This is a genomic window from Exiguobacterium sp. TNDT2 (assembly GCF_003331145.1).
Lineage (GTDB): Bacteria > Bacillota > Bacilli > Exiguobacteriales > Exiguobacteriaceae > Exiguobacterium.
In genome coordinates this window covers 17,411-31,341 of sequence record NZ_QLVE01000002.1, presented here as the reverse complement: position 1 = coordinate 31,341, position 13,931 = coordinate 17,411, and the positions used below count along the sequence as shown (strand labels likewise).

Sequence of the window (13,931 nt, the reverse complement as noted above, 5' to 3'; positions counted from 1 at the left end):
GTTGAATCGATGCGTTCCTTTTGGATCTTCGGCAATCAACTGTCGCATGAGCTCGAGCTGTTCAATCACATCGAGGAGGATGACGTCATCGTCATGATCGAGGCGACATCACGGGCGACATGGCGGCCGTACCATAAACAGAAACTCGTCCTCATCTTCTCGGCGATGCGTCACTTCGCTGAGGAGCTAAGGGAAAAGGGCTATACCGTCGACTATCATGAGTCCGACTCGTTCCAGGACGCATGGGACGACCACTTCCAACGGTATGAACCGGAAGAGGTCCATTACACGGCCGTCACCGATGCCGCGATGGAGAAGAAGTTGCAACAGTTCGGTCAGCAGTACAAGCTCGTCGAACATACGGACGTGCCGCTCTTCTATTTAACGAAGAAGGAAGCCGTCGACACAATCGGCAGCACGCCGTGGCGGATGGACCGCTTCTATCGCCAGATGCGGAAACGGTTCGATGTGTTGCTCGAGGACGGGAAGCCACGGGGTGGCAAGTGGTCGTTCGATGCAGACAACCGCCAGCCGCCGAAAGCAGGACTCACGTTCCCGCCACCAATCCATTTTCGACCGGACGCGATCACGAAAGAGGTCATCCAAAAAGTCGAGACGGGCTTCGCCGACCACCCCGGAGACATCACTCCGTTCGTCTGGCCGGTGATGCGAAGTGAGGCACAACGGGCGCTCGCTCGTTTCGTCGAAGCACGTCTCGAGACGTTCGGTCCGTATCAGGACGCGATGCTGTCGGACAATCAAGAGATGTCACATAGCCTGTTGTCCCCTGCCGTCAACATCGGGCTCCTGACACCGGACGAGGTCGTCCAGGCGGCGGTGGCGTCGGATGCGCCACTCGCCTCGGTCGAAGGATTCGTCCGTCAACTCCTCGGCTGGCGCGAATATATGCGCGCCGTCTATGTGGCGTCGATGCCGGGTTATGAATCGGTCAACACGTTCAAACATGAGCGCGACTTGCCGGACTACTTCTGGGACGCCGAGACGGACATGCATTGCATCCACCAGAGTGTGAAGCCGGTCATCGAGCGGGCGCACAACCACCACATCCAGCGGCTCATGGTGCTCGGGAACTTCGCGACGCTGTTCGAGGTGTCGCCGCAACAGACGAGTGACTGGTTCAATGAGATGTATATCGATGCCTACGACTGGGTCGTGTTGCCGAACGTGCTCGGGATGGCGCTCCATGCCGATGGCGGGAGATTGGCGACGAAGCCGTATATCGCCTCGGGGAAGTATATCGACAAGATGAGCGACTACTGCAAAGGCTGCAAGTATAACCCGAAACACACGACCGAAGACGACGCCTGTCCGTTCAACGCGCTCTATTGGCACTTCATCGACAAACACGAGGAGCGGTTCGAAAAGAACCAGCGCATGAAGATGATGGTTCGAAACTGGAAAGGGCGGGACGATGCCGTCAAAGCCGACATCTTGGCGAAGGCGAGACAGACGCTAAAAGATATGTGATTGCGACGAAGTGATCAAAACAAATGACGTGAGCCTGGCAAACTTCCAGGATCACGTTTTTATAAGAACTTTTGTTCATCGAATCATCATGTACTCGGCCATTCGATTCCGATTTCAGAAAAAGAACATTTACTTTCTTCAATTCCTTCAACGTCATTCGCGTTAATGGATTGAATGTCCGCTTCCGTTAAAAGAATACGTCTAATAGGATCTTTCAACTTTAAAAGATATAGTTTTTCCACCAATGCTAGCTGTTCTTCTGTGAGTTCGTAATACTCTTCCCAATATTCAAGAGCTGATTCATACCCAGATGCCTGTACCTCTAAAAGATCTGCCCCTCGTTCCATCATGATGTCATAAGGATGACTCGAAAAAACGCGCTCGTCACTTTCCCATAAGACGGTCGTGACGACCGGACGAACCTCTCCATCCACTTCATCTAACAAGTATTGAAGCGTTTCTTGTTCAGCCATTTCTTGTACTAGGTCCGGAGCTTCGATGAAGTATTGTTTTGCCTCTACTGGATTTAAAGCAAAACGTTCATTTCGGAAACCTGCGACATAAAACTCTTGACCAAATGTCAGCGTCCCTCTGCTCCCTTGGCCATCATTGGTACTGTAGTTGTCACCATCCCATGAATGTTCGTAAGCAAAATCAGGAGCATTCGCAATAAAAATGGCATGGGCGATTGAGGCGAGGATGCAACCTTCCCATATGTTTTGACGAGTCCATCCATGTTCGGTTAGTTGGATTTTATTCATTTCGACTACTCCTTTTCATTATCAAGTGAAGACTGTGTTCGATTACCGCTCTTCAGTATTATAACGTGTTCGATCTATCGGCATGGATGTTAGTGGGTTTCGGTTAAATGGTTTGTAAATCTCATTCATGAAAGGTTTACGCTTTTTTGCACGTCCTTCACGACCACTTTACATTCATCCGTTACGATATGACTTGTGAGACCCCTCATGCCAAGTGAATAGCAACTGGTAGAACATTCGAGAGACCAACAGAAGCCCGTACGTCGATGACGTCCTGTTTCTGTTGGTCCTTTTTTCTAGGGAAGGATGATTCAAGTGCATGAAACACTTCGCACGATCGGACAAGAGAAAATGATCGCCTCCATCAAATCACCGAAACAACTCGAGAAGTTCCTGCAGTCGGACGTGACGACGACGTTCCTCATGATGGGGACGCTCAGCACGCTCGACCGCTACGTCGCCCATTTGAAGCGTGAGAATCGGACCGTGTTCCTGCACGCCGAACGCATCAACGGCATCAGCCTCGACCGGGACGGCATCGACTATTTGGCGAAACGGGTCGGCGCCGACGGGATTGTGACGACGAAGGCGTCTGTCATCCAACACGCCAAACGGGCCGGCCTGATGACGGTGCAGCGCCTGTTCCTCGTCGACTCGGACGCCATCACCTCAGGCATCAAGATGGCGAAAGACCAACAGCCGGACGCGCTCGAACTGATGCCGGGTCTCATCCCGAATGTCATCGAGCACGTCGCGGAACACGTCTCGTTGCCGATTGTGACAGGCGGGATGATCCGGAAACCGATTCACGTGCATGAAGCCCTGTCCCACGGGGCGTTCGCCGTCTCGACCGGGGACGAGCGGCTTTGGGCGTCGCAAGGAATGAAGGAGGACATCATATGAAATCGATTCAACTGCAGAACATCAAAAAGTCATACGACGAGACGGAAGTCATCCGTGGCATCGACGTGACGATCGAGGCGGGTGAGTTCTTCGCCCTCGTCGGACCGTCGGGCTGTGGCAAGAGCACGATGCTCCGGATGATCGCCGGGCTCGAATCGATCACGAGCGGGACGCTCCGCATCGACGGCGTCGCCGCGAACGAACTGAAACCGAGCGAGCGGCAACTATCGATGGTATTCCAAAACTATGCGCTCTATCCGCACATGACCGTCGAGAAAAACATCACGTTCGGGTTACATACGAAAGGACTGACGAAGCTCGAGCAGCGTGAACGTTGCTTGGAAGCGGCCGATACGCTCGGACTGACCGACTATTTGAAGCGGAAGCCGCGCGAACTGTCGGGCGGGCAACGGCAACGGGTCGCACTGGCCCGGGCCATCGTGACCGAGTCGCCGATTTGCCTCATGGACGAGCCGCTCTCGAACTTGGACGCGAAACTTCGGGCCAAGATGCGCTCGGAGATCCGGCAGCTGCAACGCAAGCTCAAACTGACGATGATTTACGTCACGCACGACCAAGTCGAGGCGATGACGATGGCCGACCGGATGATGCTGTTGAACGATGGCCAGGTCCAACAAGTCGGTCAACCGCTCGATTTGTACAATAAGCCGGCGAACACGTTCGTCGCCTCGTTCATCGGGTCACCGCCGATGAATTTGACGTCGGTGCAACGGAGTGACAAGGGCTGGGTCGCCTCGGACGGGCGTCTATTCCACCCGAACACGCTGACGCGAGAAGATACGGCGACGCTCGGCATCCGGCCGGAACAAATCACGCCGGCGAAAGACGAGATCACGTTCTACGCCGAACTGAAAAATATCGAAGTGCTCGGCACGGAGACGATTCTCGCCTTTGACATGGGCGGCGTCGAGTGGCTCGCCAAATGGCCCGGACAATGGCCGCTCGCGATTGGGGAGAAGATTGCCTGTTACGTCGACCCGAAACAGATGTCACTGTTTGACGCGACGGGGAATCGCATCGAACCGCGGCAACCGAAACTGTTCGAGGCGTTGGAGGTGTTCCAATGACGGTCGCCCTTCCGAGACAACGCGTCCGGACCCGATTATCAGACGCGTCGAGCGGACTCCTCTACTTGTCCCCGTCGATCGCGTTATTTGGGATCTTTCTCGTCTATCCGTTGTTCCGGACGATTTACTTGAGTTTCTTTCAAACGGACACACAAGGGACGCCGCTCAATTACGTCGGCGGCGAGCATTACGCCAAACTGTTCACGAGCGCCTCGTTTTGGCAGAGCATCCAGGCGACGGTCGGCTTCGTTCTGTTGACCGTCCCGCTCACAATCATCATCGCGCTCGGGCTCGCGCTCCTCGCCAACGAGAAGCTGCGCGGGATTGGCATCTTCCGGACGGCATTCTCGGCGACGATGGGGATGAGCGTCGCAGCCTCGTCGGTCATTTGGATGTTCATGTACAACCCGTCCATCGGTATCTTCAATCGCTTCTTGGAAGCGGTTGGGGCAAGCGGGGTGCAGTGGCTCCTTGACCCGCAGTACGCGCTCTTATCCGTGTCGCTCGCGACCGTCTGGATGAATATCGGCTTCACGTTCTTGATTCTCCTCGGCGGGCTGCAAAACATCGACCGGACATTGTATGAGAGTGCGGACATCGCCGGAACCGGATATTGGACCCAGCTCCGGGCCATCACGATCCCGATGCTGTCCCCGACGCTCTTCTTCGTCGGCATCATCTCGCTCATCAATGCGTTCCAGACGTTCGGACAAATCGATTTGCTCACGAAAGGCGGACCGACGAACTCGACGAACGTCATCGTCTACGCCATCTATAAGGACGCGTTCATCAACTATAACGTCGGCGGGGCGAGTGCGCAGGCCGTGCTCTTGTTCTTGACGGTCCTCCTGTTGACGTGGCTCCAGTTCAAGCTCGTCGAAAGGAAGGTGCATTACCAATGACGCTCCGGAAAGTAGTCACGTATACGCTCCTCGTCTTGAGCGCCGTCGTCATGCTGTCCCCGATTGCCTACGCGTTCTCGATCAGCCTGATGGACGGGAGCGAAGTGTTGAAAGGGAACCTCATCCCGCGCGACGTCACATTCGACAACTATGTCGCCGCGTTCGAACGAATCCCGCTCATGACGTACTTATGGAACAGTCTCGTCGTCGCACTCCTCGTCATGGTCGGCCAAGTCGTCTTGTCGAGTCTTGCCGCCTTCGCGTTCGTCTTCATCGACTTCAAAGGAAAAGGGCTCATCTTCATGCTCTTCCTCGCGACGATGATGGTGCCATGGGAAGCGACGATGGTACCGAACTTCTTGACGATCCAGTCGCTCGGCTGGCTCAACTCGGTGTGGGGGCTGTCGGTGCCATTCTTCGCGCTCGCGTTCGGGACGTTCCTGCTCCGGCAACAGTTCAAGACGATTCCGTACGAGATGTACGAGGCATCACAAATCGCCGGCATCAGCCGTTTCCGTTTCTTTTGGAACGTCGTCTTGCCGGTCTCGAAGACACCGCTCGTCACGTTGTCGGTATATAGCTTCTTGACGACATGGAACATGTACTTATGGCCGCTCCTCGTGACAAACACGGAGCAGGCACGCACGGTGCAAATCGGGATTAAACAGATGCAGTCGAACGAGGTCGCCTCGGATTGGGGCGTCGTCATGGCGGCGGTCATCTTGATTATCATCCCGACGCTGATGTTGTTATTCGCAGGACAAAAGCAGTTACAAGAAGGTTTGACACAAGGTGCGGTCAAATAATAGGGGGAATATATGATGAAAAAGAAAGCGTTATTCGCAGGGTTGGCCAGTTCGGTATTGTTGCTCGGGGCATGTGGTAGCGAAGAGGCGGAGCCGGCCGCTTCGGCGACGGAGGACGGGAAGACGGAAGTCGTGTTTTGGCACGCGATGAGCGGGGACTTAGAGACCGCGCTCAACAACCAAGTCGACGCCTTCAACGAGTCGCAAGAAGAGTATGAAGTGAAACCGGTGTTCCAAGGTACGTATGAAGAGGCGCTCACGAAGTTCAACGCCGTCGCCGGTTCGACAGATGCACCGGCCATCATGCAGACGTTCGAGGTCGGCACGAAATATATGATCGACTCGAACAAAATCACGCCGGTCCAAGAGTTCATCGACAAAGAAGACTTCGATACGGGCGTTTGGGAAGAGAACATCTTGAGCTATTATCAAGTCGACGGCAAGCAGTACTCGATGCCGTTCAACTCGTCGACACCGGTGCTCATCTACAACAAGGATGCGTTCGAACAAGCGGGACTCGACCCGGAGAAAGCGCCGCGCACATATGACGAGCTGAAGCAGGCGGCGAAGGCACTGACGACCGACGGCCAGACCGGCTTCACGATGCTCAACTACGGTTGGTTCTTCGAACAGCTCGTCGCCGCGCAAGGCGGGTTATACGTCGACAACGACAACGGGCGCAGCGGTGCGCCGACGAAAGCGGTATTCGATGGGGAAGAAGGACAGAACGCCTTCAACTTGATCAAAGAGATGTACGACGACAAGACGTTCTTGAACGTCGGCCAAAACTGGGACGACATGCGTGCCGCCTTCCAATCAGGGAAAGTCGCTATGTATCTCGACTCGTCGGCCGGGATTCGCACCGTCGCGGATAACGCCGACTTCGAGGTCGGGGCGTCGTACTTGCCGGTGCCGAACGAAGCGGAACGGGAAGGCGTCATCATCGGCGGGGCCTCGCTCTGGATGGGTGACGGGATTGCCGACGAGACGAAGCAAGGTGCATGGGAGTTCATGAAGTATGCGGCGTCGAAAGAAGCACAGGCCAAATGGCACGTCGAGACGGGCTACTTCGCCATCAATCCGGAGGCGTATGACGAGCCGATCGTCAAAGAGATGTGGGCCGAGTACCCGCAACTGAAAGTGACGGTCGATCAATTGAGTGAGACGACAGCCTCACCAGCGACACAAGGCGCGCTCATCTCGACGTTCCCGCAGTCCCGTCAAAGCGTCGTCAATGCGATGGAGAGCCTATACCAAGGCGTATCGGTCGAAGAGGCGTTGAAGCGCGCGGCCGATGAGACAACTTCCACCTTGGGGCAGTGACATGTTGATTTACGCACATCGCGGCTATAGCGCCAAGTATCCGGAGAACACACTAAGCGCGTTCAAGGCGGCGTTGCCACATGTCGACGGCATCGAGCTCGACGTCCAATTGACGCGCGACGGACGCCTCGTCGTCATCCATGACGAGACGGTCGACCGAACGACGAACGGGAGCGGTTTCGTCAAAGACATGACGCTCCGGCAGCTCCGCTTGCTCCGGACGGAGAGCGGGGAACGAATCCCGACGCTCGAGGAAGTGCTCGTCTTGCTCGAACCGACCGACGTCACGCTCAACATCGAGCTGAAGACGGACCGGTTCGACTATGACGGGATCGAGTATCTGACGTGGCTCGCCGTCACCGAGTTCAAGCTCGAACAACGTGTCGTCTTCTCTTCATTCAATCCGGACACGCTCATCCGATTGCGGGATATCGCCCGTGAGGCGAGGATTGCCGTCCTGACAACTGATGGGCATCCGAATTTGATCGAGTTCGTCGAGCGGATCGGGGCCGAGGCCGTCCACGCCCAGCCGGAATTCATCGGGACAGCAGACACGGCGACGCTCCGCGAACAAAATCGGTCACTTCGTCTCTACACGATTAATGACCCGAGCGAGTTGCCGGACATGACTGGTGTCGACGCCATTATGACGGACGAGGTCGAGCGGTTTCAATCGATGTCGCGTCATTGAAGTGAGGCTGGGATATAACTTAATCGATAGGTAAGAAAGAGGCCAGCTGGCGCGCCGTGTTCGCATCAGTTGGCCTCTTCTCATGGCAATTCTCTAAATTTAGTATTCTTTGTTCAACGTGGTGAATTCATCTTCTTTCAAAGGTGAATCGCCATACGAGTTATGTCCATAATAGGTGACGACGTACTCTTTCTCTTGATTGGTTTTGACGAAAAATTCATACTCGACTCTCTTTTCGTCCTCGAAATTCAAGCGATATAAGTACCCAAATTGATTCATGCTGAACTCGACATCATAGGCGTTCTTATCGATTGAAAAATGCTCAGTTAACGTTTCATTCAAAAAAAGCTTCTCGCTGATCTACCTCATGAAGAAGGAAAAAGACACCTCCTAACATGAATAGCGCAAAAGCGAATTGAAACTTGGGTAAAGGTTTCCTAGATGTCATCTACATAGGCCTTCCTTAATGAGATTGATAAACTGCTACCGTACGAGACACAGATATACACAAGGACCGCTCAATGAAGCGGGCTTTGTCATGTTTTCTTCGGCGAATCACTAAAAGCGAAATATATCCCGACGCCAATCGCGAGCCCAATCAAGTAGTTGTCGAGGGCGATGGCTAACGAGATACCGATTGCGAGGGCGAGCGGGAAGGCATAGCTGCCGGTCGTCTGTTTATTGGACATGGAGAACTCCTCCTTTGTCCAATTTGTACGGGTGTCGCCTCAAAAAGTTTCAAGCTTTCTTCTTCGTCCCTTGGAACGCGAAGAACATCGCGATGCCGATCCCGAGTCCGAGCCACCAGTTATCGAACAACAAGCCGAAGATGAGGACAAAGGCGACGGCGACCGGGAGTGCTAAAAATCCGCGTTGACGTTTCACAAAAATCATCCTTTCTGCTTCTCTCTGTTCGACTGTTCCCGGTTTCGAATCAATCCATTCCAAAAGCAAACGTTTTCATAAAAAACGGCTCAACCACAACGTTTGTCTAAACAATGAACACTTTCATTCTCATGTGAAATTGTGAGCAATTACATCTGTTCAATGAACAAGGACCCTGCTATATTAATCATGTGATATATTTCACATAAAGAAATCATAAATCACTTATATATAGGAGGACCACCCGATGGTTACATTTTTCTTAGCGTTAGGATTATTATTGCTCGGTTATCTCGTCTACGGCCGTTACGTCGAGAAGACATTCGGCATCAAGGAAGAACGGACGACGCCTGCCTATGCGTCACAGGACGGCATCGACTACGTGCCGATGGGGACGAAGCGCAACTCGATGATTCAACTGTTGAACATCGCCGGTGTCGGCCCGATTTTCGGCCCAATCATGGGGGCGCTCTACGGACCGGTCGCCTTCCTCTGGATCGTGCTCGGCTCCATCTTTGCCGGTGCCGTGCACGACTATTTGACCGGGATGATCTCGCTTCGCAACAACGGGGCGCACTTGCCGCAACTCGCCGAGAAGTTCCTCGGCCGCTCGCTCCGCCACGTCGTCAACGGCTTCGCGTTGCTCTTGTTGCTCCTCGTCGGGACGGTGTTCGTCACGTCACCAGCAAATATGATCAACAACTTGTTTGACGGTAACGGCTCGACGCTCGCCATCGTCACGTTCGGCATCTTTGCCTACTACATTTTGGCGACGCTCCTCCCGGTCGATCAAATCATCGGGCGCATCTACCCGTTCTTCGGGGCGCTCCTCTTGTTAAGCGCGATCGGCATCGCGGTCAGTTTGTTCGCTCAAGGCTACCAAATCCCAGAGATGACGTTGACGAACATGCATCCGGACAACTTGCCGATTTGGCCGCTCATCTTCTTCACGATTTCATGTGGCGCGCTCTCGGGCTTCCATGCCACCCAGTCGCCGATCATCTCGCGGACGACGATGAAAGAGAGCAACGGTCGCAGCATCTTTTATGGCATGATGATCGTCGAGGCGGTCATCGCCATGATCTGGGCCGGGGCTGCGATGGCCATCTTCGAGCCGGGTGAACTGCTCGCCATGATCAATGCCGGCACGCCGGCGCTCGTCGTTCAAGAAGTGGCGACGCTCATGCTCGGCAGCATCGGCGGCACGCTTGCCATCCTCGGTGTCATCGTCTTGCCGATCACGTCAGGCGACACGGCGTTCCGTAGCGCGCGGATGATTATCGCCGACTATATGAAAGTCGCGCAGAAGAAGTTCACGTCACGCCTGTGGATCGCGCTCCCGCTCTTCGTCTTGTCATTCATCTTGACGAAAGTCGACTTCCGTCTGCTGTGGCAATACTTCAACTGGGCCAACCAGACGACGGCCGTCATCGCCTTGTTCGTCGGCGCGACGTACTTGTACATCAAAGGACGAAACTATTGGATCGCGCTCGTGCCGGGGACGTTCATGTTGTACGCCGTCTGGTTCTATATCTTGACGGCTCCGATTGGCTTCAAGATGGACGGGGTGCTCCCGTATATTTTGGCCACAATCGGCACGGTCACACTGTTCGGCTTGTTCTTCCGCCACGCGAAAGCGATGCGCGAACAAGGGCTCGAGTGCGACGTTTCAAGCGATCAAGTGGCATGACGAAAGGGTTTGGCCTCGGCCAAACCCTTTTTTCTCAAATTTGTGAAGGTTATCCCTTTCCTCCGCTAGACAAATCCATTCCTTCAATGAAGTATTTTTGGAAAATGAAGAACAGGATGATGACGGGAAGGAGGACAATCAATGAACCGGCCATCAGCAAGTTCCATTGTGTGTTCGCCTCGCTTTTAAAAACTTGAAGTCCGAGTTGCAACGTGTACTTCGTTTCATCGTTCAAATAGAGAAGAGGACCAAGGAAGTCGTTCCAGGCCCCATTGAACGAGAAAATCGCTACAGTCGCCAAGATTGGCTTCGAGAGGGGGAGCATGATGTGCCACCAAATATAAAAGTGGCTTGCACCGTCCATTCGTGCTGCTTCGATTAACTCATTCGGGATGCGCAAATAAAATTGGCGAAGTAAAAAGATGAAGAACGCGCTACCGAAAAAAGCCGGGACAATCAATGGCAGATATGTGTTTAACCAACCGAGCCGAGAAAATAAAATGTACTGCGGGACGAGTGTGACGAACCCAGGAATCATCATCGTGGCCAATAGGATGATGAACCAGACGTTTCGGCCCGGAAACTGGATTTTCGCAAAACCATAGGCGACGAATGCGTTGACGAGCACGTTGCCGATGACGACGAGCAAAGTTATAAACAAAGTATTCACCAAATATAGCGTGAACGGAGCAGCTTGCCATGTTTTGATGTAGTTGCTGAATTGCCAATCGTCCGGAAAGAATGTTGGCGGGAATTGAAGAATCTCAGCCATCGGTTTTAATGAAGTTGAAATCATCCACCACAGCGGGAGAAGGATGAGCACGCTTCCGATGCACAATAGTAAAAAGACGATTAGATTGCTGCCACGTAAGGATTTCATCGACGATCCCCCTCATAATACACCCATTTTTTAGCAAATTTGAAGTTGAACAATGTAAGCAACAAGACGATTACAAATAAGAACCATGTCATCGACATCGCATAGCCCATATTGTACACTTCAAACGCTTGATTCCAAATGCGTAAATTATAGAACAACAAGGAGTTCACGGGCCCCCCGTTGCCGCCTTCACTCATTACATACGCTTCAGAGAAAATCTGAAAGGCGCCGATAGTGCTTGTAATCAAGTCGAAAAAAACGACAGGGGTGATGAGCGGGAAGGTGATGTAACGGAACCGATGCCACCAATTGGCACCTTCTAAAGCCCCGACTTCGTACAACGTCTTTGGCACACTTTGTAAAGATGCCAGGTAGAATAGCATACTGCCACCGACTGACCACATCTTCATTAAGATGAGAGCCGGTTTCGTCCACTCCGGGTCAGCAAGCCAGGCCGGACCGTCGATTCCGATAAACCCAAGCATCGTATTGATGAGTCCGGAAGACGGGGATAACATCTGCATCCATAACAAGTAGACGCCAACGCCGGACAGGACGGCTGGCAAATAAAAAATGGTGCGGAACAGACGTTGACCCGGAATGCCTTTATTCAACAGGAGGGCCAGGATCATGGCTCCAATGGTCGTCAAAGGGACACTCCAAATAACGAAAAAAAACGTGTTATAGAGTGAGACCCAGAACAGGTCGTCTTTTGTAAACATCGTCAAATAATTTGAAATCCCGACAAAATTCATACGGGACGTCATATCATAATCGGTAAAGCTTGCGAAAAGTGAAAACAACATCGGACCCGCCGTTAATACGGCGAATCCGAGAAGCCAGGGCATGATGAACAAATAACCTTGCCATGTGTCGGCACGGCGAAGTGGATGTTTCATTGAGTCCCCTCCTTGGCAGCTTTTACTTTCCGTTCAGCTGCTTGGAGAGCTTCTTCAGGCGTTTTTTTCCCAAGTGTTGCTTGCTCTAATTCCGGATTAACGAGGCTGACCAAGTCTGGGACTTCGACCGGCACTGGGGTTAACAACGTGTTTTCCATCGCGCTCAAGGCAACCGAATATACTTCTTGCTCTTGTCCTTCTAGCTGGTCGGCTACCGCTTGGCCAGCATCTTGATTCGCAACTTGGTCAAAGTTTTGCTCGGCCCAATACATCTGGGCTTCTTTGCCGGCCATATATTCAATGAATGTGGCGGCTTCTTCTGGATGCTTCGCCCCCTTTGGAATCTCTAGCGCAAAACCTCCACTCCAGCTATAGTGACCGCTTCCTTCCTCACGCTCTGGAAGTGGGACAACGCCATAGTCGAGATGTTGGCCATAATCGCGAATTTGCGTATAGAAAGTAGCTACGTCGACGTACATCGCTACTTTTTCTGATAAGAACGGATTGGCTTGTTGTTCGCCGAACTCGGCCTTGAAGGCGTCGATTTCTTTGCGCCCCATCTTTTCGGTGAAGGCGTTGATCCATTCAAGTGCCTCGCGGTCTTCAGGCGTGTCAATCGTCACATCGCCGTCTTTCGAGATATAGTTGCGTCCGTCTGAATTAATGAGCCAGACGTCCGTTCCCACGCCGAACAGCGGATAAAATCCGACCTGCTCGAATGTATTGTTCTGTTTGACCGTGATTTTCTCGCTCATCTCAGTCAAATCATCCCATGTTTGGGGTGGTTCGGTATATCCGGCTTCTTCTAGCATTTTTTTGTTGTAGAAGAGGAGGCGCGTGTCCATCGTAAAGGGAACAGCGTAAGTCTCGTCTTCGTATTGCACCGCATCCCATGCTTCTGGGTGCATCACTTCTTTTAGAGAAGCCGTGTCGATTAAAGTATTGAGCGGTTCAACTTGTTGTTTTTGTCCGCGAAGTTTTATGGCATTAATATCGCCGACGACCACATCCGGAATTGCATCTTCATTTTTTGAGGCGACAGCGGCCAATTCTTTCGTCCAAATATCGCCAAAAGGAATGAACGTATGTTTGACAAAAATCTCATCTTGCGATTCGTTGAAATCTGAAATCATCTTTTCGATAATCGGGCGGCGCGTCTCAGAACCCCAAAATGACCAAAAATCAAGGGTCACACGATCCTCCGACTCGACATTGCTAGCCGTGTCTTGTTGACCGTTTTGCATCCACCACATTAGTCCTCCAAGCGTGACAAGCAAAAGAGCGACAAGACCAATCACTGTTCCTTTTTTCATGAGGGCATTCTCCTTCTGCGTGAAGTATGTAATCACTTATTGAAAAATAAACATTTGAATGTGCTCATAATGTATTACCACTTACGACCAGTAAAGAAACCACTTTACAGAAAAATCTGTTAAGAAAAAGAAACTAGGTTTCGGGAACTACAAAAAGAGCCGATGCAGGCACCGACTCTTTGATAGGATTAGGTAAGGCTTCTCCCATTTCTAAACGTCTCGACAACGGATGTGAGGGAGAAAAGAACGGTGAGCAGGACAGTGAACTACTCACCACTTGCTTGCTTCGCAACCTGAAGTGG

General features: G+C 52.5%; 15 protein-coding genes. 8 read left to right on the top strand and 7 right to left on the bottom strand.

Annotated features, from left to right (window positions below):
- Positions 1-9 precede the first annotated feature (9 nt).
- Positions 10-1,488 carry a cryptochrome/photolyase family protein gene (locus DPV68_RS01775; RefSeq protein WP_114165137.1) on the top strand — a complete coding sequence of 493 codons (1,479 nt, stop codon included), beginning with the start codon at positions 10-12 and terminating at the stop codon, positions 1,486-1,488.
- 86 nt (positions 1,489-1,574) lie between these two features.
- On the opposite strand, the gene DPV68_RS01770 is transcribed toward DPV68_RS01775, so the two are convergent.
- Positions 1,575-2,249 carry a hypothetical protein gene (locus DPV68_RS01770; RefSeq protein WP_114165136.1) on the bottom strand — a complete coding sequence of 225 codons (675 nt, stop codon included), beginning with the start codon at positions 2,247-2,249 and terminating at the stop codon, positions 1,575-1,577.
- A gap of 315 nt (positions 2,250-2,564) precedes the next feature.
- Here DPV68_RS01770 and DPV68_RS01765 point away from each other — a divergent pair, with 315 nt between their 5' ends.
- From DPV68_RS01765 to DPV68_RS01740, 6 genes are read left to right on the top strand one after another with little or no spacing between them, the layout of a single operon-like run.
- Positions 2,565-3,152: a glycerol-3-phosphate responsive antiterminator gene (locus DPV68_RS01765; RefSeq protein WP_370447060.1), complete on the top strand. Its 588-nt coding sequence runs from the start codon at positions 2,565-2,567 to the stop codon at positions 3,150-3,152.
- On the top strand, positions 3,149-4,240 hold the full coding sequence (locus DPV68_RS01760; protein ID WP_034779187.1) for an ABC transporter ATP-binding protein: 1,092 nt from the start codon (positions 3,149-3,151) through the stop codon (positions 4,238-4,240). The genes DPV68_RS01765 and DPV68_RS01760 overlap by 4 nt, the downstream gene beginning before the upstream one ends.
- Positions 4,237-5,142, top strand: coding sequence for a carbohydrate ABC transporter permease (locus DPV68_RS01755; RefSeq protein WP_114165134.1), 906 nt, complete (start codon positions 4,237-4,239; stop codon positions 5,140-5,142). Before DPV68_RS01760 ends, DPV68_RS01755 begins: the two co-directional genes overlap by 4 nt.
- On the top strand, positions 5,139-5,948 hold the full coding sequence (locus tag DPV68_RS01750; protein WP_114165133.1) for a carbohydrate ABC transporter permease: 810 nt from the start codon (positions 5,139-5,141) through the stop codon (positions 5,946-5,948). The genes DPV68_RS01755 and DPV68_RS01750 overlap by 4 nt, the downstream gene beginning before the upstream one ends.
- Before the next feature lie 12 nt (positions 5,949-5,960).
- Positions 5,961-7,271, top strand: coding sequence for an ABC transporter substrate-binding protein (locus DPV68_RS01745; RefSeq protein ID WP_370447059.1), 1,311 nt, complete (start codon positions 5,961-5,963; stop codon positions 7,269-7,271).
- A complete protein-coding gene (locus tag DPV68_RS01740) occupies positions 7,243-7,962 on the top strand; it encodes a glycerophosphodiester phosphodiesterase (protein WP_114165131.1) in 720 nt (239 codons plus the stop codon). Before DPV68_RS01745 ends, DPV68_RS01740 begins: the two co-directional genes overlap by 29 nt.
- Before the next feature lie 99 nt (positions 7,963-8,061).
- Here DPV68_RS01740 and DPV68_RS01735 read toward each other — a convergent pair whose 3' ends face one another.
- From DPV68_RS01735 to DPV68_RS14825, 3 genes are all read right to left on the bottom strand, one after another.
- Positions 8,062-8,304 carry a hypothetical protein gene (locus DPV68_RS01735; protein WP_114165130.1) on the bottom strand — a complete coding sequence of 81 codons (243 nt, stop codon included), beginning with the start codon at positions 8,302-8,304 and terminating at the stop codon, positions 8,062-8,064.
- Positions 8,305-8,498: 194 nt separating this feature from the next.
- Positions 8,499-8,651 (bottom strand): hypothetical protein, encoded by a 153-nt coding sequence (locus DPV68_RS14930; protein WP_198662218.1) that lies wholly within the window; start codon positions 8,649-8,651, stop codon positions 8,499-8,501.
- A gap of 49 nt (positions 8,652-8,700) precedes the next feature.
- A complete protein-coding gene (locus DPV68_RS14825; protein ID WP_167491745.1) occupies positions 8,701-8,847 on the bottom strand; it encodes a hypothetical protein in 147 nt (48 codons plus the stop codon).
- A 247-nt stretch (positions 8,848-9,094) separates the two neighbouring features.
- Here DPV68_RS14825 and DPV68_RS01730 point away from each other — a divergent pair, with 247 nt between their 5' ends.
- A complete protein-coding gene (locus DPV68_RS01730) occupies positions 9,095-10,537 on the top strand; it encodes a carbon starvation CstA family protein (protein ID WP_114165129.1) in 1,443 nt (480 codons plus the stop codon).
- A 49-nt stretch (positions 10,538-10,586) separates the two neighbouring features.
- Here the strand turns inward: DPV68_RS01730 and DPV68_RS01725 are convergent, their stop codons facing one another.
- Genes DPV68_RS01725 through DPV68_RS01715 form a run of 3 tightly spaced genes read right to left on the bottom strand, consistent with a single transcriptional unit; the run spans position 10,587 to position 13,629 of the window.
- Positions 10,587-11,417: a carbohydrate ABC transporter permease gene (locus tag DPV68_RS01725; RefSeq protein WP_114165128.1), complete on the bottom strand. Its 831-nt coding sequence runs from the start codon at positions 11,415-11,417 to the stop codon at positions 10,587-10,589.
- Entirely contained in the window at positions 11,414-12,316 is a 903-nt protein-coding gene (locus tag DPV68_RS01720; RefSeq protein ID WP_114165127.1) for a carbohydrate ABC transporter permease, read from the bottom strand. The genes DPV68_RS01725 and DPV68_RS01720 overlap by 4 nt, the downstream gene beginning before the upstream one ends.
- A complete protein-coding gene (locus DPV68_RS01715; RefSeq protein ID WP_114165126.1) occupies positions 12,313-13,629 on the bottom strand; it encodes an ABC transporter substrate-binding protein in 1,317 nt (438 codons plus the stop codon). Before DPV68_RS01715 ends, DPV68_RS01720 begins: the two co-directional genes overlap by 4 nt.
- Between the last annotated feature and the right edge of the window lie 302 nt (positions 13,630-13,931).